Raw genomic sequence first — 18884 nt, 5'->3', positions numbered from 1 at the left:
GATTTTGGGGTCTGTGTAAATTAAGCCCGGTTGGTTTTTCATTATCCCGGCAAATGAAGTAACCGGAGGACTTGACTGGCCATCATGTACAGGCGGCCCTGGATACGCTGACCCAGCGATCTATTGGTCATCCGGTCATAGTCTACAATACTGTATTCACCGGTCTCCATCTTTTCCGGTGGATTCATAAGCCTCTTTTCAAATACCACTATTGAGTCGTAGTAATGGACAGAATAAGTTGTTTTTGTGATTTGATCAACATGAAACCTGCTTTGCTCACTGTGCCATGCATTGAGCTGGTCCACCATTTTTTTACTATACTCCATAAAGGTTCCTGGTCGTCGTATTCCTCCTCCATATTTTGACCAATAGGATGTGTGCATGTCCTCACAGAGATACAAGCCATCCGGCTTCACATGTTTATAGAGTTCCTGAAACGTGGTGATCTGCTGTCGCATAGTGTGGCCGCCGTCATCCAGAATAATGTCGAAAGGTTCGGTGCTGGCCAGGAAAGCTCGCAGGAATGACCGGTCAGTCTGAGACCCAATGGAAATGTGGAATCCATCGTCTTCAAGCTTTTTGCACTCCGGAAGGATGTCGATGCCAAATATTTGTGCATCAGTGCCAAAATAATCGCGCCACATGTGTAGCGATCCTCCGTCAAATACCCCTATTTCCAGGATCCGGACAGGAAGACCCCGGTACTTGCTGAAATAGCGATCGTAAACATCAAAATAATGTCTCCACTTGAGAATTTTATTCTCCTTGTGATTCAGGAAAAATCTTAATAGATCATTTTCATTTGTCATGGCTTGCATCGATTACCCGGTGGAAAATTACTCAAATGGTCAGGACAACTGCCGTCCAATGTTCAATATTTTTTTCTTTCGATTTACCTTTAGAGAAAACCCTGAAAAATGGAACAGAAAAATGTACTGGTCGAGCCTGAGGAGCAATTCCTTAAAGTAACCATAGCCAGGCCTGATGCCCTGAATGCCCTGAATCGCCAAACCATGGAAGAGCTCCATGCCCTGTTTGTTGATAACCAGGTGGATAAGGCTGTACGTGGAATAATCCTTACCGGATCGGGTGAAAAAGCATTCATCGCCGGAGCTGATATCAAGGAATTTGTGGGTTTGGCCAAACAGGAGGCAGCCGCTCTCTCGGCCTATGGTCAGGAAATCTTCAAAGCCATCGAAACGTATCCGGTTCCGGTAATTGCTGCCATCAATGGATTTGCCCTGGGAGGCGGGCTTGAATTGGCTATGGCTTGCCATATCCGCCTGGCCAGTGAAAATGCCCGGTTTGGTCAACCCGAGGTCAACCTGGGTACCATACCCGGGTATGGCGGCACGCAGCGTCTGATCCGGCTGGTAGGACACGGCAGGGCAGTGCATTGGTTGCTTACGGGAGAAATGATCAATGCTGCGGAGGCTTTACAGGCTGGTTTGGTGACGGGGGTATATCCTCTGGAAAGCCTGCTTCCGGAAGCTGTCAGACTATTGAAAAAGATCGCTGCGAAAGGTCCTCTGGCCATCCAGGAGATCGTACGCTGCGTCCAGGCGTACCATGACCCGGCCATTGATGGGTTTGCCCTGGAGATAGACCGGTTCGGATGGCTCTTCGAGACCCGTGATTTTAAGGAAGGAGTCAATGCATTTCTGGAGAAACGAGCTCCACGCTTTACAGGCCGTTAAGACAGGATCCCGACGAGTAAGACCCAATACTTATTCGACTTAATTGGATGTGGGTTAACCCCCTATAAATGGGAGACGATACACTTATTAAAATTTTATGTTGGTCCACGTTTGGACATTTACTAGTTGGCAGCAATGATTCTTGATCAGCACCTTTGATTGCCAAACCCACCGAACGGAACCTTAAGTGGGCATTGTCAATCAAATGTGCTTCTTAGCGTTCGGTGTCCTACTACATCACAGGACAAGTTTCGGCAACACAAAGCGGTACGCAACAATAAGTTTTTTTCCGGTAAGTCAATCTTCTTTTTCGTCAAATACCGGTACGGTGAAGTGTATCCAATACCAGAATGGATACGCTCATAATTGTAAAACTGGATAAATCGATCATACGTTTGTGAAGCCTGTCCGAGGTCTTCAAAATCATAAGACTGCCAGATCAGTTTTTCTACGATGCTGTGGTACGATTCAATATGAGCATTCTGTTCTGGCGTAGCTGGTTTGATAAATTCTTGACTGACCTGCTGGTTGGCAAAATACTGACGCACTTCTGCGGCTATAAATTGGGATCCATTATCGTTGCGAACATAGATTTTCTTCGGAAGTGAATACAGCGAAAAGATCTGTTCAAACAGTTTAATAATATCTCTCTTCTGAATCGACCAGGCCATATAATGACCCAGCACCCAACGGGATTCTACATCGATCACGGTAACCGTTAATCCATTGCGACGCTGCCCGTGGACATAGCCATATTTGATATCTATTTCCAGATACTCCAGACTGATACGGCATGGTGGTAACAGATCCTTGACCCATTCCCTGTCCCTGGGCCTTGCTTGCCTTTTCTTCTTGTTGACCAATTGATGCTCCTTCATCAAACGGTATACCTTCTTTTCGTTGATCATGTAATGCCTGGACTGTTGCAGCCATCGCGTGACTTTTCGGTATCCATAATCCACAAACTCTTGATCCAGGATCCATTTGATGTCTTCTACGACCTGTTCATTCCAGACCCATTGTCCCGAATAGGTCATCGTGTGTTCCGATGCCCGACATCCACGTTTACCGTTCGTATTTCTACGTGCTTTCCTGCCGTAGTAAGTACTCGATGCAACACCGGTGTACTTCAATACTAGACGCACCGGATGCCCCTCTGCTATGAACATTTCTGCGACCATCAATCGTTCTTCAAGCGTATTTGGCTTTTTTTTAGCAGCTCTTCTTTGATCCGCAAGGCCAGCTCTTTTTCCGCCAGCATCTCTTTATACGCTTTTAACTCTCGTTTCAACTGCTCATTCTCAACTTCTAAATCGGTCTTTACCACTGGTGATCGATTCTCCAGTCCGATGGAGCCATCCTTTTCATAACGGTCAATCCACCGACGTAACACACTATCCGACAATTCATATTCCCGGCGTGCTCGTGTTACCCCATGTCGCTTGCTAAATTGTATGATTTCTAATTTCTGAGCTACCGTGAAGCTCCTTCTGTGACGAGTCATTTGCACTCTTTTTTATGGTTATAAAATTAAGCGCATTTTCTCCATCTATTTAGGGGGTCAGAGGGGATGCACACCTCATCACCTTTGCCTACCTTTGTGGTTTTTAAGAAATCGATGTGCCTCCATTGGTAAATCCAGCATCTGGAAAGACTAATCAGGGTGCACCAACATCAATCGAAAACATGATCATAGAAAAAAACAAAGTCGTGGTGGTGGACTATAAACTCCAGAAAGATAATGCACAGGGCGAATTGGTAGAGGAGACCACCGGTGGAGAACCCTTGAAATTTATTTTTGGTATTGGTATGATGATACCGGGATTTGAAGCAGAACTGGAGGGCAAAAAGACTGGTGATGAAGTTGCTTTTCAGGTGCATAGTGAAGATGCCTATGGCGAGTATGAAGATGAGGCTCTGATTGACATTGCCATTGAAAACTTTCAGGTTGACGGCAAGGTGGATTACGACAATCTGAAACTTGGTCAGATGATCAACATGCAGGATATGCAGGGCGGTGTCCATCGCGGAGTCATTAAAAAGGTAGGTTTGGATAAAGTACAGGTTGACTTCAATCATCCCATGGCCGGGCAGGATTTATTCTTTACCGTCAATGTGCGGGAAGTGCGGGAAGCCACCGAGTCCGAACTCGATCATGGACACGTACACGAATAAGGAGAACCTGAAATCCTTATTCCTTAATCCAAGACCTTGTACGAATACGAATATCATAAAGACAAAAAGCGCTATGTAGCGTTGACCCACCGGGTTACCGATCAGTATGTCATTCCATTCATTGAATGTATCAAAGCATTGCAAGCTCCCCTCCACGTATTGTAAATTGGTAGCGGGGAAGGCGGGTGATCCAGGCATTTGTCGAGAAAGGGCATCATGGCCTGGGTATCGAATTGAGCCCCAGTCGGGTAGCATTGGCAAAAGAATTTCATGATGACTGGATCCGGAAGGGTAAATTGGATTTCTGGAGTAAGAACATCTATGACATCAGGCCGGATCAGGATTTTGAGGAGCTGTTTGATGTCATCGTCATGAAGGATGTCATTGAACACATCCCAGATCAGGAAAAATTCATTCCCTGGCTCAAGCAGTTTCTGAAACCGGGAGGCGTGATCTTTTTTGGATTTCCACCCTGGCAAATGCCATTTGGCGGGCATCAGCAAATGCTGGAGAATAAGTGGCTGAGTAAAATGCCATACATCCATCTGTTGCCCTGGACGCTGTACCGGAAGGTATTAAGCTGGGGTGGTGAAAGGGAAGTGAAGATTATCGGTCAACAGGAGATATGGGATACCGGGATCAGCATCGAACGCTTCAAGCGGATCGTCGCCGGAAACGGAATGACCATTTTGGCTGAAAAATATTGGCTGATCAATCCGGTTTACGAGTCCAAATTCAATTTGAAGCCCAGAGTTCAGCTTCCCCTGATAACCAGGATGCCCTGGGTGCGTAATTTTCTGACCACGGCTGTTTATTTTTTGGTTGGGGTGAATGATCGGTGATCCAGTGCCCATAATCTAAAATACCGAATGGTTATCTTGCGGACAAATACCGTAACCTGCGAACGAATTTAAAAACGAAGAAAGATGGACAATCTGCAGCAAGCCAGCTCTGATGATCATGGCTCTATAAAAACGGACATTGTAATTGTAGGTGCGGGACCCTGTGGCCTATTTACGGTTTTTGAAGCCGGACTGCTGAAGATGCATTGCCATCTGGTGGATGCCCTGGCCGGACCTGGTGGCCAGTTGTCAGAAATTTATCCCAAGAAACCCATTTACGACATTCCGGGATATCCGGAAATCCTTGCCCAGGAGCTGGTTGACAATCTGATGAAGCAGATTGAACCTTTTAAACCTGGGTTCACTTTTGGTGAACGGGCGGAAAAATTGATTAAAACGGATACTGGGTTTACTCTGACCACGAATCGTGGAACCATTATTCATGCCAGGGTGGTGGTTATTGCCGGTGGATTGGGTTGTTTCGAGCCGCGCAAGCCCAACTTGCCAGGCCTGGAGGAGTACGAGGACCGGGGTGTGGACTACATCATCAAGGATCCGGAAAAATTCAGAGACAAGCGCGTTGTTATCGCCGGCGGAGGGGATTCCGCCCTGGACTGGTCTATTTATTTGGCCAATGTGGCAAAAGAAGTTACGTTGGTTCACCGCCGGACAGAGTTTCGCGGAGCGCTTGAGTCGGTGGATAAGGTCCATCAATTGGCTGCCGAGGGAAAGATCCGGCTGGTCAAACAAGCTCAGATCACCACCCTGAAAGGGGAAGGTCATCTGAGTGAGGTTACGCTCGTCACTGAAACGGGGGAGGAACAGTTAGCCGTCGATTATTTCATTCCTTTGTTTGGCCTTTCTCCGGAACTGGGGCCGATAGCAGATTGGGGCTTAAACATCAGTCGCAACGCGATTGAAGTAAATACTATGGATTACAGCACCAATGTGCCGGGTATTTATGCGGTGGGGGACATCAACACTTATCCCGGAAAGCTGAAACTGATCCTGTGTGGTTTCCACGAAGCAGCCATCATGTGCCAGTTTGCGTTCAATCACGTCTATCCGGACAAGAAGCCCTCCTTTAAGTATACGACGGTGGTGGGTGTTACAGGATTCCAGAGTTAGACCGAGTAAGTAAATCACCGGAACGAGTTCAAAATCTCAAATCTCAAATCTTAAATCTCAAATCTTAAATCTCAAATCTTAAATCTCAAATCTTAAATCTTAAATCCGGCATCTCAAATCCAGACCAACCATTTAACCGCCCGTTTCCTTGCGGAGCTTGGTGACCTGACTGGCCCAGAGTGCTTTCTGGTCTTCCAGTTCGGATTCATCACAAAAGTCGGTGATCTCCAGGATGGTCTCTTCAGTAATGGGTGATTTATACATGCGGAATTCAAAGTATTCATCGGGATAGTCACTTTCCATCCATTGGAAGCGAATGCGTTCCTCCTCGATGTCATCGATCATGTAAGCATCCTCTCCAAAGCCCTGCCACTCAAAGCTATAGATTTCACCATTGATGTCTACACCATCACAAAACCACCTGATCAGACAGGATGGAGCAGTCAGGAACTTATAGACGATGGCCGGCGAGGCGCGAAAAATAAACTCAAGTTCGTATTTGATTCGTTTCATTCAATATAACCGGATATGCGCGGTTTGGCGCGGAATATAAATATTTTTGCCAAATCACAAGGAAAATGCGTGATTTGATTTTTTCAGGGGCATTTGAACTTTTTTGGTAAAAAACGAATTATTAGACTTGATTTTGTGTGACTTGGGTGGAGTTTGTCGCGTCTATATAGCTTGTTACGTATCGTTAAAAGTCTTACCTTTGTGCGTTGAATTCCAATCAGAACTTTTTTATAACACAAGACAGTTTACCAAAGATCACCCTATCTTCTTTGTATAGGACGAATATTGAGATCGTACATAAATCCTAAAACAGGCATTGCATGAGACAATTAAAGATTACAAAGTCTATTACCAATCGCGAGAGTCAATCATTGGAAAAGTACTTGCAGGAGATTGGTAAGGTAGACCTGCTGACGCCGGAAGAGGAAGTAGATTTGGCTAAGCGTATTAAGCAGGGTGATCAACTTGCCCTTGAGCGCCTTACGAAAGCCAATCTTCGTTTCGTCGTTTCGGTAGCCAAGCAATATCAGAATCAGGGACTTTCCCTGTCTGACCTGATCAATGAAGGCAATCTTGGCCTGATCAAGGCAGCTCAGCGATTTGATGAAACCCGCGGATTTAAATTTATCTCCTACGCCGTTTGGTGGATTCGCCAGTCCATTCTCCAGGCATTGGCCGAGCAATCGAGGATTGTCCGCCTGCCGCTGAACAAAGTTGGCTCATTGAATAAGATCAACCGCGCTTTTTCAGAATTGGAGCAGGAGTTTGAGCGCGAACCATCGGTTGAAGAACTGGCTAACATGCTGGAGATCCCCACCGAAGAGGTTGAAACAACACTGGGTGTGGCTGCACGCCACGTATCGATGGATGCACCATTTGTCGACGGAGAAGATAACTCTTTACTGGATGTACTTGAAAACGACAATACGCCAGGCACTGACCAGCATCTGGAATACGACGAATCACTTCGTCAGGAAATTGAAAGGTCCCTGTCCACCCTGACCGACCGTCAATGTGACGTAATTAAGCTTTATTTCGGTATTGGCGTAGAACACCCGATGTCCCTCGAAGACATTGGCGAGAAATTTGGTTTGACGCGCGAGCGTGTCCGCCAGATCAAGGATAAAGCCATTAACAAACTGCGCAGCGCTTCCAGAAGTAAATTGCTGAAGCATTACCTCGGAGCGTAGCAGCTATAGAATGATTCATAGAGAAAGTCTCGTATCTGGTTTTCCGGGTACGAGATTTTTATTTGGGGTCCACAGACTTTTGAAAATCTAATTGTATTCGGATTCGTACAACTTTCAAGCTTTGATTCCGAATGGCCCTGGTTAACAAGGAACATCCTCCTGTTCTCTTTCGACGCGTAATAAATGGAATATTACACAGTCAGAACCTGCAACCTTCATTCTTTCTCCTTTCACCTTTTTCCTTTTTCCTTTCTCCTTCCACCTTCCCCATACTAGTCTTCAGGTTCCATGATCAGTGGCCGCGAAATACTCTCCTGGAGTGAGATGAAGGTTTCCGTGCGCTGGATGCCCCCAATCTGCTGGATTTTGTCGTGGAGGATTTCCCGCAAGTGGTCGGTATCACGGCAGATGATCTTGACAAAAACGCTGTAAATGCCGGTGGTATAGTGCGCATCAACAACTTCCGGGATCTTCAGTAGATGCTTCGCAACATCGTCGTACAATGAGCTCTTTTCAAGATAGACTCCGAGAAATGCAGTAATGTCATACCCCAGCATGGCGTAATCCACATCGAGATGGGAACCTTTCACGATACCCATCTGTTCCATTTTTTTCATCCGGACATGGACCGTTCCACCGGAGACAAACAGCTTTTTAGCTATTTCAGTATAAGGGACATTTGCATCTTTCATGAGGATGGAAAGAATCTTGCGGTCCAGGGTATCAATTTCGCTCATTGAGAATCGGGATGATTTTTAATATTTTGCTGAAAATATAGGACGTTTTTTATTAATTATAAATTTTTTCGTCTAAATGGGTGCATCCATTGCAACTGATGTATGAATATTCACGTTAATCGGATATTCAAATCAATGGAATCCATAACTTTGACTCCATGCAAATTCCTTCTTCGTATCGTATCTGGCAGCCGGCCTTGTTGGGTGTTACCGTAGCACTGGGAATGATGGCAGGCGTAAAAATGGTGCCTAAACTGGGAAACCAATATCATCCGACCCTGGACACGGTCATGGTATTGGATCAGGATGACAAGATTGAGGAGGTGCTCAAGTACATCGATGCGAAATACATTGATACCGTGCACCGGGGTGAGCTGGTGGATGAGACCATCCGGTCGATCATCGATCAGCTGGATCCGCACTCCAACTACCTTACAGCGAAAGAGGTGGCTCTGGAGGCTGAGAATCACGAAGGACATTATTCAGGGATAGGTGCTGAATTTTTCTTTGTTCAGGATACACCGATCATCCTGCGAACAGTTGAAGCCTCACCTGCAGAGAGAGCAGGCCTGGGCCGGGGTGATGCCATTCTGGCCATCAATGGCACCAACACACTGGATTTCGCCAGTGAGTTTGATAAACTGAGTGACCTCATCCGAGAGCCCAACCAGCCGGATTTGCGCATTGCGGTACGTCGTAGCAATGCAGCCACCATCGATACCGTCCTGGTGACCAGAGATCTGGTGCCTACCAATTCGGTGGATCATTACCAGATGCTTACCGATCAGGTGGGGTATATCCGCGTGCGGCAGTTCAGTATGGAGACCTACCGCCAGTTTATGGTGGCCGTTGAAAACTTAGTTCAGCAGAAAAAAGCCAAAGATTTGGTCATTGACCTGCGCGGCAACCCGGGAGGTTATTTGCAACAGGTGGTGCAGATCCTGAGCCAGCTCTTTGTTGAGAAAGATAAATTGTTGGTCTATACGGTAACCCGGAATGGTCAAAAGCGGGAGTACCGTTCTTCCGGCCAGGCTTTCTTCCCGGTTAATAAGATAGCTGTCCTGGTTGATGAAGGTTCCGCATCAGCCAGTGAGATCCTGGCTGGCGCTATACAGGACTGGGACCGTGGCGTCCTGGTAGGGCGCCGCACCTTTGGTAAAGGATTGGTGCAGAAAGAATTTCCCCTGGGTGACGGATCGGCATTATTGCTGACCATCGAGCGTTATTATACCCCGCTGGGACGACTCATCCAGAAATCCTATCAGGATCGTGACGCCTATCAGCACGAGCTGTACGATCGCTCCCAGCATGGCGAACTGACCGATGCAGCTCAGATACCGGTGCTTGACAGCACACCTTACAAGACACCTAGAGGCAAGGTGCTTTACGCCAAAGGAGGTATCTATCCCGATGTGTTTGTACCCATGGATAGTTTCGTACTCAGTCCGGAATATCAGGCTATTGAAGGCAATTTGTACTCCTGGATGTATCAGCTGTCACGTGAATATCCGGAGTTGTCCACATATCAGGAAGCAGATCAGTATGTGAACTGGACAAAATCGCATAACTGGAAGCGCGAATTACAAAATTTTGGAGGCAAATCGTTGCGTTGGCCTTCAGGTATGGACCGGACGGTGGAGCGATTGATCCTTGACCGGATGCTTTATTATTTCCAGGGTCCGGACATCGCGAATACATTCAGCGTAAATCACGACGAATGTGTTGAGAAAGCTCTTAAAGCACTGGAAAAATAATCCGTTTATTCCCTTAAAAAGATCAGTTCACCCCGGTTGGAATAGCGTACCAGTACGGAAGGCTCAGCCGGCTGCTTATAATGACTCGGCCGGATGACCCGATCTACGCCATCCAGGATCTCCGGAGGAATGTCATTAAAGGAGACCGGATAAGGTTTACCGGTATGATTGGCAGAGGAGGTAAGCAATGGCCGGTCCAGGGTATGGATGATTTGTTTTAACAGGGGATCCATGGTAATGCGGATAGCCACCGTTCGTTCTGGTGAGACACAATGGGGCGGCAGGTTTGCCGGGCGATCGTAAATGACGGTCAGGGGACGTTCGTGGTAAAACAATAAGGTCTCTACCCGGGGATGGATATGGGGCACGTAGCGTTTAAGCAGGTCGATCGAATCCACCAGCAAGCTGAACGGTCGTTTGATCTCGCGCTCCTTCAACCGGGAAAGTCTGACATGTGCGATACCGGAAAGAGCGTCACCCACTACGGCCCAGGTGGTATCCGATGGGAGCAATAGCAACCCATCCTGTTCTAAAATCGTTATGATATCGTTAAGATGTGTAGAATCAAGCATATTTTAGGATAACTTTCAAGGATCATACCAACGTATCTATCGGCATTCTTCGTTATATCAAGGTATCTTAACGTGCTGGAAACGGCATTTAGTTTGTCTTAGCTAAAGATCATGCGGCGTATTCTTAATAATATAGATCATCATCCGTTTAACCGGTTTATTCTGAGCCTTTTATTGCTCTTGCTGGCGCTGATGCCGGGAATGGCAAGACACATCATTGGTGGGGAAATGACCTACCGCTGTATCGGGGAAAACGGAAATACCCGTCAATACGAGGTGACGATGAATCTATTCCGGGATTGCGGGGCAGTGAATGGAGCTCCCTTCGATGACCAGGCAGTATTCGGTATTTTCCGCTGGGACAGTACCCGGTACTATTTTGTGGATCTGGTTACCCAGAACCGTGGCGCAATCCGGTCTATTCAGCCGGAGGACGATGCCTGCGTCGTAATTCCGCCCAATGTATGCGTGGAAGGAACAAGTTATACCTTCCGCATTTCCCTTCCGGTAATCAACGGGAGCTATTTTATTACCCACCAGCGTTGTTGCCGGAATGAGACCATTGCCAACATTGTGAATCCCGGCGCCTATGGCGCTACCTATATGGTAGAGATTACCGCGCCCGCCCAGCAATTTTGCAACAACAGTCCGGTATTCAAAAACTTTCCACCCATTGTAATCTGTGTGAATGATGACATTGATTTTGACCACTCGGCAACAGACCGTGATGGTGATCAACTGGTTTATGAATTTTGCGCACCTATTGCCGGCGGTGGAAGAGGAGGATCAGCTGGATTTCCCGGGATGGAGACGGATTGCGATGGAGTCAAACCAAGTCCGGTGAATTGTCCTCCGCCGTATCCCAATGTGATCTACAATCCACAGTACAATGTCTCCGAGCCGATGTCCGGCAACCCGGTGGTATCCATCAATCCCAATACAGGACTGATTACGGGCAAACCCGATGTATTTGGTCAATTCGTAGTAGGGGTGTGTGTGACGGAATACCGTAACGGGATACGCATCGGGTCGGTTCAGCGCGATTTTCAGTTTAATGTGACGCAATGTCAGAATCTGGTCCGTGCAGAGGTAGAGGCGGATACCGTGATACAAAAGGATTACGTCATCAATTCATGCGGCAGCTTTACAGTGGATTTTCTCAACCAATCTTACCAGCAGGCCTATATTAATAGTTATGACTGGGAGTTTGTCATCGGAGGCCAGAAAGTCCATAATTCGGATCGTAACGCCTCTTTTACTTTCCCTGGTCTGGGTAACTACAATGGTAAAATGGTCCTTAACCGGGGATCCAAGTGTTCGGATTCACTTAACCTCACGGTGAATGTATATCCGGACCTGAAAGTTGACTTTAAATATGCCTACGATACCTGTATCGCGGGAGAGACGGTCTTTACCGATCTTTCCACGACGGGAGCAACCGGCGGACTGCAGCGATGGTCCTGGCAGTTTGGTGAGGGAGGCACCAGCACCGTTAAAAATCCCCGCTACACCTACCCGGTGCCGGGGACTCATCCGGTTACCCTGACTGTTATAGACGCCAACCAGTGCCGGGAAACACTGACGAAAGAGTTGCCTTATTATCCGGTACCGCGTTATCTGGTGATCGAGCCTAGTTCGTATCTGGGATGTGTGCCGGGAAATATTTTCTTTCATAACCTGTCGGTGCCGATTGACTCCACATATGAGATCGATTGGGACTTCGGTGATGGCACGGTGGGACATGACATCAGTCCGGTCCATACGTACGAAGTGCCGGGGACCTTTGACGTAAGCCTGCAGCTGATATCTCCCATTGGATGTAAAACCCAGGCATCGTGGAAGGATTGGATCGTGGTGAAGGAATCGCCGCAGGCAGGCTTCAAATACAGTCCCGATGAGCCTTCAAATCTGGAACCTGTCGTAAGCTTCACCGATGAGTCCCAGCGCGCTGCCCGCTGGTTCTGGCAATTCGGTGACGAAGGAACCTCTACCTTGCCTAATCCCCAGTATAATTTTCAGGACACAGGTACGTATACGGTGCGGCAGATCGTCATCCATTCTTCGGGCTGCACGGATACTGCAACAGCAGAGATCGACGTCAAGCCGATCGTACGTTATTTTTTACCCAATGCCTTTACACCCAATGGGGATGGGAAAAACGAAGTTTACATTGGTCAGGGCAATACGGACTGGATGTTTAATTATTCCTTCAGTATCTGGAACCGCTGGGGCCAACGCGTATTTGAGACGGGTGATCCTTATGAAGGATGGAATGGAAGGATGAATAATGTAGGTGATGACGCACCCAATGGCGTCTATGTCTGCCTGGTCCGGTATACCGACCCCCGGGGTAAAGCACACGAAGTCAAGGGATTTGCTACTGTTGTGCGATAAAAATATTTAAAATTAGCATGCATTTATAGTAGAAGTATTTGTATCTTTGCCGCTCTTTAAAAGAATGAATCATGGATTACGTACAATTTGTGCACGAACAGATGAACCCGACGAAGAACTATCCTGCTTTTAAATCAGGAGATAACATCATCGTCAGTTATAAGATCATTGAAGGAGACAAAGAGCGTATCCAGAAATTCAGAGGTGATGTCATCCAGATCAGTGGAGAAGGCGGAACCAAGACATTTACGGTACGTAAAGTATCCAATGGGGTAGGTGTGGAGCGTATTTTCCCGTATGCTTCCCCGAACATCACCGAGATCGAGGTGGTAAAATTTGGTAAAGTACGTCGTGCACGTCTGTTCTACCTGCGCAATCTCTCCGGTAAGAAGAGCCGGATCAAAGAAAAGAAATTCATCAAGAAGACTGAGGCTTGATCTCCTGACCGGGAAATCAACAAATGATATAGAAGGCGCCATCGTAAGATGGGGCCTTTTTTGTTTTGTTGAGGTGATGAGGTAATAAGTTGAAAAGTTATGGAAACGGAACCATTCATCCCCCACAACCTGCTACCATTCCCTCATTCTCCCGCTATTATTTAACCACCTGGATCTTCGTCACCCAGGCGTTGCGATTCGTCCGGAAACGAAGCCAATAGGTACCGTTGGATAGTTCATTGAGATCCAGCGTTTGTCTGGTTGCACCACTCTGCCATGTCCACTGGTGCAGAGAGCGACCCAGGATGTCCAATACCTCGATATGGGTCAGATCGTACCGCAGTGAAGGTTCGAGCAGGTTGACTTCCAGCCGGCCCTGGTTAGGATTGGGCTGAACGGCAAAATAAGTTTTGGTCACCTCCGGTTCGTGGACGGATACCGTCACACACCGGTTACCGGTATTCATTTTATTGACCTTGATGAAGTTGTTCGAAATGGTGTAACAATCATCGGATAAGGGACGATCGAGGAGGAAGAATCCGGTACGGGGCACCCATTGACCGGTAAAGGTTACAGCGTATACCCGGGAAAGGCCGGGAGGCAGATCATTGAAAGGGACCGGATTGGCCAGGCTCTGGCCAATGATCCTGCTGTTCAGATCTGTGATGACATAACCTACCGGAATGCCGGTCTTGTCGTCCGTGGCAAATGTGATCAAATCTTCCTGATCATCATTTACACAGATGGTAATCGAGTCTCCGGCTGGGGAACTGATGTTGGTGTTTGGCGGATCCCGCTTGATGATTTCCACATAATTGTTGGTCAGGTCGTAGCACCCGTCCGAGAAAGCTATGGACCGGATGTTGTTGCCTACTCGGGCAGCGAAGGCGCCCTCAAAGCCAACCCCATAGACACGGCACTTACCAGGTTGTGAAAAACCAAAGTCGATACTGTCCAGGAATGTAAATTGGGTGATATTGTCAAAGGTGTCGGTGACCACAAAGGCATATTTAATGGCAACCGCCTCCGGATGCTGAAAGTGCACATAATCCAGGTTGTCATTAAGTGGACAAGTAAATACTCTGGCAGTCCCACCAAGAGCCTGAATCCTGCCAGCATAGGGATTGTCACGGATCACATGTATGAACTGATCGCTGACATCGAAGCAATCGTTGGAAAAAGCCTTGCTCTGCAGGAAATCGCCATTCTTAACCAGAATGTCGCCGGTATAGGAAACGCCATAAATACGGTACCCACCAACCGGCATTGATTTCAGGTCAAAGGATTTGCTGGTTGATATACGTACGATTTTGTCACTTTCATCGGTGACCACAAACGTATACTTTGATTTGGCCGACCCCGTGTTGGTATACTGCACTACGGCCGGGCCTTCACTGTTCAGGCAGAAAAATTTACCCAGGGACCCATCGGTAAGAGCAATCTGTCCGGCGAATGGGACATCTTTGATGACGTGGATATAGTTGGTGGAGACTTCAAAACAAGCGTCCGAATAGGAGGAAACCAACAGATGGTCTCCAGCTTCCAGTAACCTGTTTCCCGAATAAGCAACACCCCAGATCCGGATTTCTCCACGGGGAATATCGGAAAATACGTAGGAGTCGCCGGAAGCGATATCCAGGATCTGATTGGCCTCATTGGTCAGAACATAATCGTAGCGCAAAGGTTGTGGACTGTTGTTCTTAAAGCGGTAAACCACTGCCCCTGAGGTATTATTACACAGATAAAGGACGGTATCTCCCTCCAACATGGATACCTGTCCTCCTTCCGGGATATTTTTGATGACTTCCAGATAATTATCTGATATGGCAAAACATCCTTTAACCAGGTTGGTTACAAACAGCGTGTCACCCACTTTGGCCAGGTATTCGCCGATGTATGAGATTGAATATACCCTGGCAATGCCAACTCCGGTCGCTTCAAAATCGGTGAAATTGGTTGAAAGTACCCGGGTTATAATGTTTTTTTCATCGGTGACGACATAGCGAACTGCATTCGGTGTAGCTCCGACGGTGTCAAAGAAAAACCGGTCAGGAAGATTGTCTCCCGGACAGGCATACAGGATGGAATCCTGATTTAAGGCCCGGATCCTTCCAGCCTTTGGTTCTACCAGGTGAACAGTAAGATAACGGTCGGTCACATTCCAGCAACCAGAAGTCAGGCTGTCAACGGTCCAGATGGTATCACCGGGCTGCACGGTCACTGTGCCGCTGTAACTCAATCCATAGATCCGGTTGATGCCCAATGCCGATTGCTCAAAATTGACCGAGTCTTTGCTGGAAAACCGGATCAGCTTGCCTGCATTGTCGGTGATCAGATACCCATAACTGAAGGCAGTACTGTAAGCCGTTTTGCGCATGACCAGCCAGTCGGTATTGCCATCTCCGGGACAGACGGTCGCGACGGTATCCAGGGAGGTGAAGCGGATCAGTCCTGCCGTAGGGGTGGATTTGGTAACCGTGACCGGGAGGCTGTATTCCGAGCACCCAATGATCGAATTTTCATTGATGATATCTCCCGGTATGACATTGATGATGCCGGAGTAGGATACGCCAATGATCTGAAAAAAGCCGTCGGGCTGTCCCCGCAAGTCAAATAATCCATCATCATTCATGGCGACCAGTACTCCGTTGCCATTGATCAGAAAGTAGGTGTAATAAAGATTGGATGCCAGAGCCCTTTTGACACGTATGGTATCGTTGGTAGAAAGTGAGCTGCAATATACCGTGTCTCTTGTGCCGGATAATAAGGTTACCGTACCGGCGTCAGGTTCATCTTTATATACAGTCACAACTGAATTCGAAAGGTTGGCACAACCATCGTTCTTTGCCCGAACTGTGATGACATCAAGTCCCGCTGTCCACACCAGGGTGTCACTGTGGGAGACTCCCCAAAAGCGATAGGTGCCATTGGCAAGGTTGTCCAGGTCGAATGCGGAATCACGGCGGGCGTAAATGATTTGATCCTGAAGATTCACCAATATATACGAATAATAAAGGCCGGAGGAGTCGGTGGAGGTAAGATGTAAGAGATCAGTGTTACCATCAGTAGGGCAAAAACGGGCATACTGACCACCTCCCTTTACCATAATGTCGCTCTGATAGCATCGCTGGGCACTTAGATTCTGGTGGAATGCCAGGATGGTGGAGATGACCAGTAGTATACTTCCTATAGATCGTACGGCTAGCTTCATACGCTTTGAGGTGTTGACAAGGTAAACATGCATGCTGAGTTAGATATCACAAAAACCATGCAATAAAATCATAATATTTAATGTACTGACTAAATACTTCCTTTGCATGACATCAATTTTAATATATCTCTGCTTCCAACCACGCAACTAAAATGCAGGTTGGGCGTTTACTGTACATCTAAACATTAAACGTTAACGTCCTGTTCCTAATTGGTTATGCGGTTTCTGATTTTCATTGTTTTTCTGGGTTTCATCGAGTGGTATGCATGGCAGGCCATTCGTCATACCGGGTTATACCAGCTCTCCTGGGGCCGGATTTTCTTAAATACCCTATTCTGGGCTCTGGCCGGACTGACGGTGTTTTACTTTTCCTGGTTGAGCTTGGTGGGTTCCCACACCTTACCCAAGATGCTGGAGATGTTTATCCGGACCCTGGTCATGGCCAACATCATCGGAGGCCTGTTCCTGGGTGTGTTTATGTTCCTGGATGACCTGCGCCGGTTATTTACCGGGATTGGTACATTGGCCACCAAACAGACCTGGCATATGCCGTCAAGATCGGCATTTATGGCCAACCTCGCCCTGATGATTGGCGCCATTCCATTCCTCTCACTGATGTATGGTGCCGTAAGGAATGCCTATCGATATACGTTATTCCGGCAGAAAGTTCCGGTTGCCGGGTTACCCAAATCGCTTGATGGGTTACGGATCGTCCAGATCAGTGACATACACTCCGGGAGTTTCTACCGGGAGACTCCAATCGAAAAAGCTGTTCAGATGATCAATGAGCTGGAACCGGATCTGGTTTGTTTTACCGGCGACCTTGTGAATAATGAAGCCACGGAAATCGAACCCTATCTGGAAGTTTTTAGCAAGGTCAAAGCGAAATACGGGGTTTACTCCATCCTGGGAAACCACGATTATGGTGATTATGTGCGGTGGCCGAGCCAGGCCGATAAACAAGCCAATTTTGCCAGGCTGTGCAGCCATCACAGCGACCTGGGATGGGATTTGCTGCGCAACGAACACCGGGTCCTGGATATCAATGGAGCCCGGATCGGTATTGTAGGTGTGGAGAATTATTCGGCCCGACTTCAGTTTGCACGGTACGGTGATTTGAAGGTAGCGAATGAGGGTTGTCCCGAAGTGGATTTCAAATTATTGCTTTCCCATGATCCCAGTCACTGGCACTATGAGGTGACCAAAGATTACCGTGATATCGGACTGACCCTTTCAGGACATACGCATGGTGCACAATTTGGGATAGAGATTCCCGGTTTTAAATGGAGCCCCATTGAATATATTTACAAGGAGTGGGCTGGCCTGTATCAGGATGGGGAACAGTATTTGTATGTAAACCGTGGATTTGGCTTTTTGGCATATCCCGGCAGAGTCGGTATCTTACCGGAAATCACCTGCCTGGAATTACAGGCGGTTTAAGCACCAGGCCAGATGCCGGACTAAATTAAAGAGCTATTGACTTTCTATGAGAATTGTTGTTTTATGCTTGTTTGTGCTGACTCTTGTTTCCTGTAATCGGGATCCCCATGTTTCATCAGCAATGGTAGTCGGGGCCTGGGAAGTAGTTAGTGCAGAACGTAACGGGAAAGAAACGGAAACGTTGAACGGTGCTTATTTTGAATTTGGCGATAACGGCACGATGACTTCAAATTATCTGGGTGAAGACGAGACATCGCTCTTTTCAGTCAACGATGCGATGATCAAACAGGTCCGGCCCGATCAGAGTGAAATAGATTTTAAGGTTGAAAAAATGATCCCGGATACCATGATCCTGGCAACCAGTATCCAGACCATACCATTCCGGTTTGTGATGCGCAAGATCAATTCTGAACACGAGGCCAATTAAAACGGACTCTGCATCCATTCCAGGCGTCCCTCTTGCAGGAAGAAAAAGAATACGAATACCAGCAGGGGTATCAATCCGACAACGGCCATCAGCCAATAGTACCAACGGGGCACCGATGACCGCTCCACCCATTCAACGATCAGGGAAATCACCAGAATACCGGTACACAATGCGGGAATGATCCAGGAGAGTAAAGAAGCAGCATATTCATTCAGAAACCACAGACCGATGAGCAGAATAGCCTCAGCAATGCCTACCTCCAGAAGGATCAAACGATGTGATGCATTCAATGGTTTCTGCTTTATGGCCTGAAGGTAGTACATTTGCCGGTGTACAATCACAGGCCTGCGCATTTTCCGATAAATAT

At 47.4% G+C, this 18884-nt stretch carries 17 protein-coding genes and 1 pseudogene; 10 read left to right on the top strand and 8 right to left on the bottom strand.

The genetic code is table 11. The features are described from left to right. Window positions 1-41: 41 nt before the first annotated feature. Window positions 42-809 carry a class I SAM-dependent methyltransferase gene (locus tag H6570_13775; GenBank protein MCB9320346.1) on the bottom strand — a complete coding sequence of 256 codons (768 nt, stop codon included), beginning with the start codon at window positions 807-809 and terminating at the stop codon, window positions 42-44. Between the two features lie 108 nt (window positions 810-917). Between H6570_13775 and H6570_13770 the strand changes: the two genes are divergently transcribed. Further along, complete coding sequence (locus tag H6570_13770) at window positions 918-1697, top strand: enoyl-CoA hydratase/isomerase family protein (GenBank protein MCB9320345.1); 780 nt, start codon at window positions 918-920, stop codon at window positions 1695-1697. A gap of 197 nt (window positions 1698-1894) precedes the next feature. Here H6570_13770 and H6570_13765 read toward each other — a convergent pair whose 3' ends face one another. Both H6570_13765 and H6570_13760 read right to left on the bottom strand, forming a co-directional pair. Next, the gene (locus H6570_13765; protein MCB9320344.1) at window positions 1895-2878 is read right to left on the bottom strand and encodes a DDE-type integrase/transposase/recombinase; all 984 of its coding nucleotides are present in this window, start codon (window positions 2876-2878) and stop codon (window positions 1895-1897) included. Then, window positions 2878-3201, bottom strand: a complete 324-nt coding sequence (locus tag H6570_13760; GenBank protein MCB9320343.1) for a transposase — start codon at window positions 3199-3201, stop codon at window positions 2878-2880. The genes H6570_13765 and H6570_13760 overlap by 1 nt, the downstream gene beginning before the upstream one ends. A gap of 182 nt (window positions 3202-3383) precedes the next feature. Here H6570_13760 and H6570_13755 point away from each other — a divergent pair, with 182 nt between their 5' ends. From H6570_13755 to H6570_13745, 3 genes and pseudogenes are all read left to right on the top strand, one after another. Continuing rightward, window positions 3384-3872, top strand: a complete 489-nt coding sequence (locus H6570_13755) for an FKBP-type peptidyl-prolyl cis-trans isomerase (GenBank protein MCB9320342.1) — start codon at window positions 3384-3386, stop codon at window positions 3870-3872. Between the two features lie 36 nt (window positions 3873-3908). Continuing rightward, window positions 3909-4714 (top strand): annotated as a pseudogene (locus H6570_13750) (class I SAM-dependent methyltransferase). 84 nt (window positions 4715-4798) lie between these two features. Continuing rightward, a complete protein-coding gene (locus tag H6570_13745) occupies window positions 4799-5842 on the top strand; it encodes an NAD(P)/FAD-dependent oxidoreductase (GenBank protein ID MCB9320341.1) in 1044 nt (347 codons plus the stop codon). Between the two features lie 132 nt (window positions 5843-5974). On the opposite strand, the gene H6570_13740 is transcribed toward H6570_13745, so the two are convergent. Then, window positions 5975-6355 carry an activator of HSP90 ATPase 1 family protein gene (locus H6570_13740; protein ID MCB9320340.1) on the bottom strand — a complete coding sequence of 127 codons (381 nt, stop codon included), beginning with the start codon at window positions 6353-6355 and terminating at the stop codon, window positions 5975-5977. A 320-nt stretch (window positions 6356-6675) separates the two neighbouring features. Here H6570_13740 and H6570_13735 point away from each other — a divergent pair, with 320 nt between their 5' ends. Next, complete coding sequence (locus H6570_13735) at window positions 6676-7545, top strand: RNA polymerase sigma factor RpoD/SigA (GenBank protein ID MCB9320339.1); 870 nt, start codon at window positions 6676-6678, stop codon at window positions 7543-7545. A gap of 272 nt (window positions 7546-7817) precedes the next feature. Here H6570_13735 and H6570_13730 read toward each other — a convergent pair whose 3' ends face one another. Continuing rightward, window positions 7818-8282, bottom strand: a complete 465-nt coding sequence (locus tag H6570_13730) for an Lrp/AsnC ligand binding domain-containing protein (GenBank protein MCB9320338.1) — start codon at window positions 8280-8282, stop codon at window positions 7818-7820. Between the two features lie 158 nt (window positions 8283-8440). Here H6570_13730 and H6570_13725 point away from each other — a divergent pair, with 158 nt between their 5' ends. Further along, window positions 8441-10036, top strand: a complete 1596-nt coding sequence (locus tag H6570_13725) for a S41 family peptidase (protein ID MCB9320337.1) — start codon at window positions 8441-8443, stop codon at window positions 10034-10036. 5 nt (window positions 10037-10041) lie between these two features. On the opposite strand, the gene H6570_13720 is transcribed toward H6570_13725, so the two are convergent. Continuing rightward, a complete protein-coding gene (locus tag H6570_13720) occupies window positions 10042-10608 on the bottom strand; it encodes a Sua5/YciO/YrdC/YwlC family protein (protein MCB9320336.1) in 567 nt (188 codons plus the stop codon). A gap of 111 nt (window positions 10609-10719) precedes the next feature. On the opposite strand from H6570_13720, the gene H6570_13715 reads away from it, so the two are divergent. Both H6570_13715 and rplS read left to right on the top strand, forming a co-directional pair. Beyond that, window positions 10720-13002, top strand: a complete 2283-nt coding sequence (locus H6570_13715; protein ID MCB9320335.1) for a PKD domain-containing protein — start codon at window positions 10720-10722, stop codon at window positions 13000-13002. A 71-nt stretch (window positions 13003-13073) separates the two neighbouring features. Next, on the top strand, window positions 13074-13439 hold the full coding sequence (rplS, locus tag H6570_13710; protein ID MCB9320334.1) for a 50S ribosomal protein L19: 366 nt from the start codon (window positions 13074-13076) through the stop codon (window positions 13437-13439). A gap of 157 nt (window positions 13440-13596) precedes the next feature. On the opposite strand, the gene H6570_13705 is transcribed toward rplS, so the two are convergent. Then, window positions 13597-16650: a T9SS type A sorting domain-containing protein gene (locus tag H6570_13705; protein ID MCB9320333.1), complete on the bottom strand. Its 3054-nt coding sequence runs from the start codon at window positions 16648-16650 to the stop codon at window positions 13597-13599. Window positions 16651-16866: 216 nt separating this feature from the next. On the opposite strand from H6570_13705, the gene H6570_13700 reads away from it, so the two are divergent. Both H6570_13700 and H6570_13695 read left to right on the top strand, forming a co-directional pair. Continuing rightward, a complete protein-coding gene (locus H6570_13700) occupies window positions 16867-18090 on the top strand; it encodes a metallophosphoesterase (GenBank protein MCB9320332.1) in 1224 nt (407 codons plus the stop codon). A 46-nt stretch (window positions 18091-18136) separates the two neighbouring features. Further along, window positions 18137-18517: a hypothetical protein gene (locus H6570_13695; GenBank protein MCB9320331.1), complete on the top strand. Its 381-nt coding sequence runs from the start codon at window positions 18137-18139 to the stop codon at window positions 18515-18517. Here the strand turns inward: H6570_13695 and H6570_13690 are convergent. Further along, window positions 18514-18870 carry a hypothetical protein gene (locus H6570_13690; protein MCB9320330.1) on the bottom strand — a complete coding sequence of 119 codons (357 nt, stop codon included), beginning with the start codon at window positions 18868-18870 and terminating at the stop codon, window positions 18514-18516. The two genes, H6570_13695 and H6570_13690, sit on opposite strands and share 4 nt — an antisense overlap. Window positions 18871-18884 lie beyond the last annotated feature (14 nt).

It is taken from the genome of Lewinellaceae bacterium (assembly GCA_020636135.1).
GTDB lineage: Bacteria > Bacteroidota > Bacteroidia > Chitinophagales > Saprospiraceae > JAGQXC01.
This window is presented reverse-complemented; position numbering and strand designations above follow the sequence as displayed.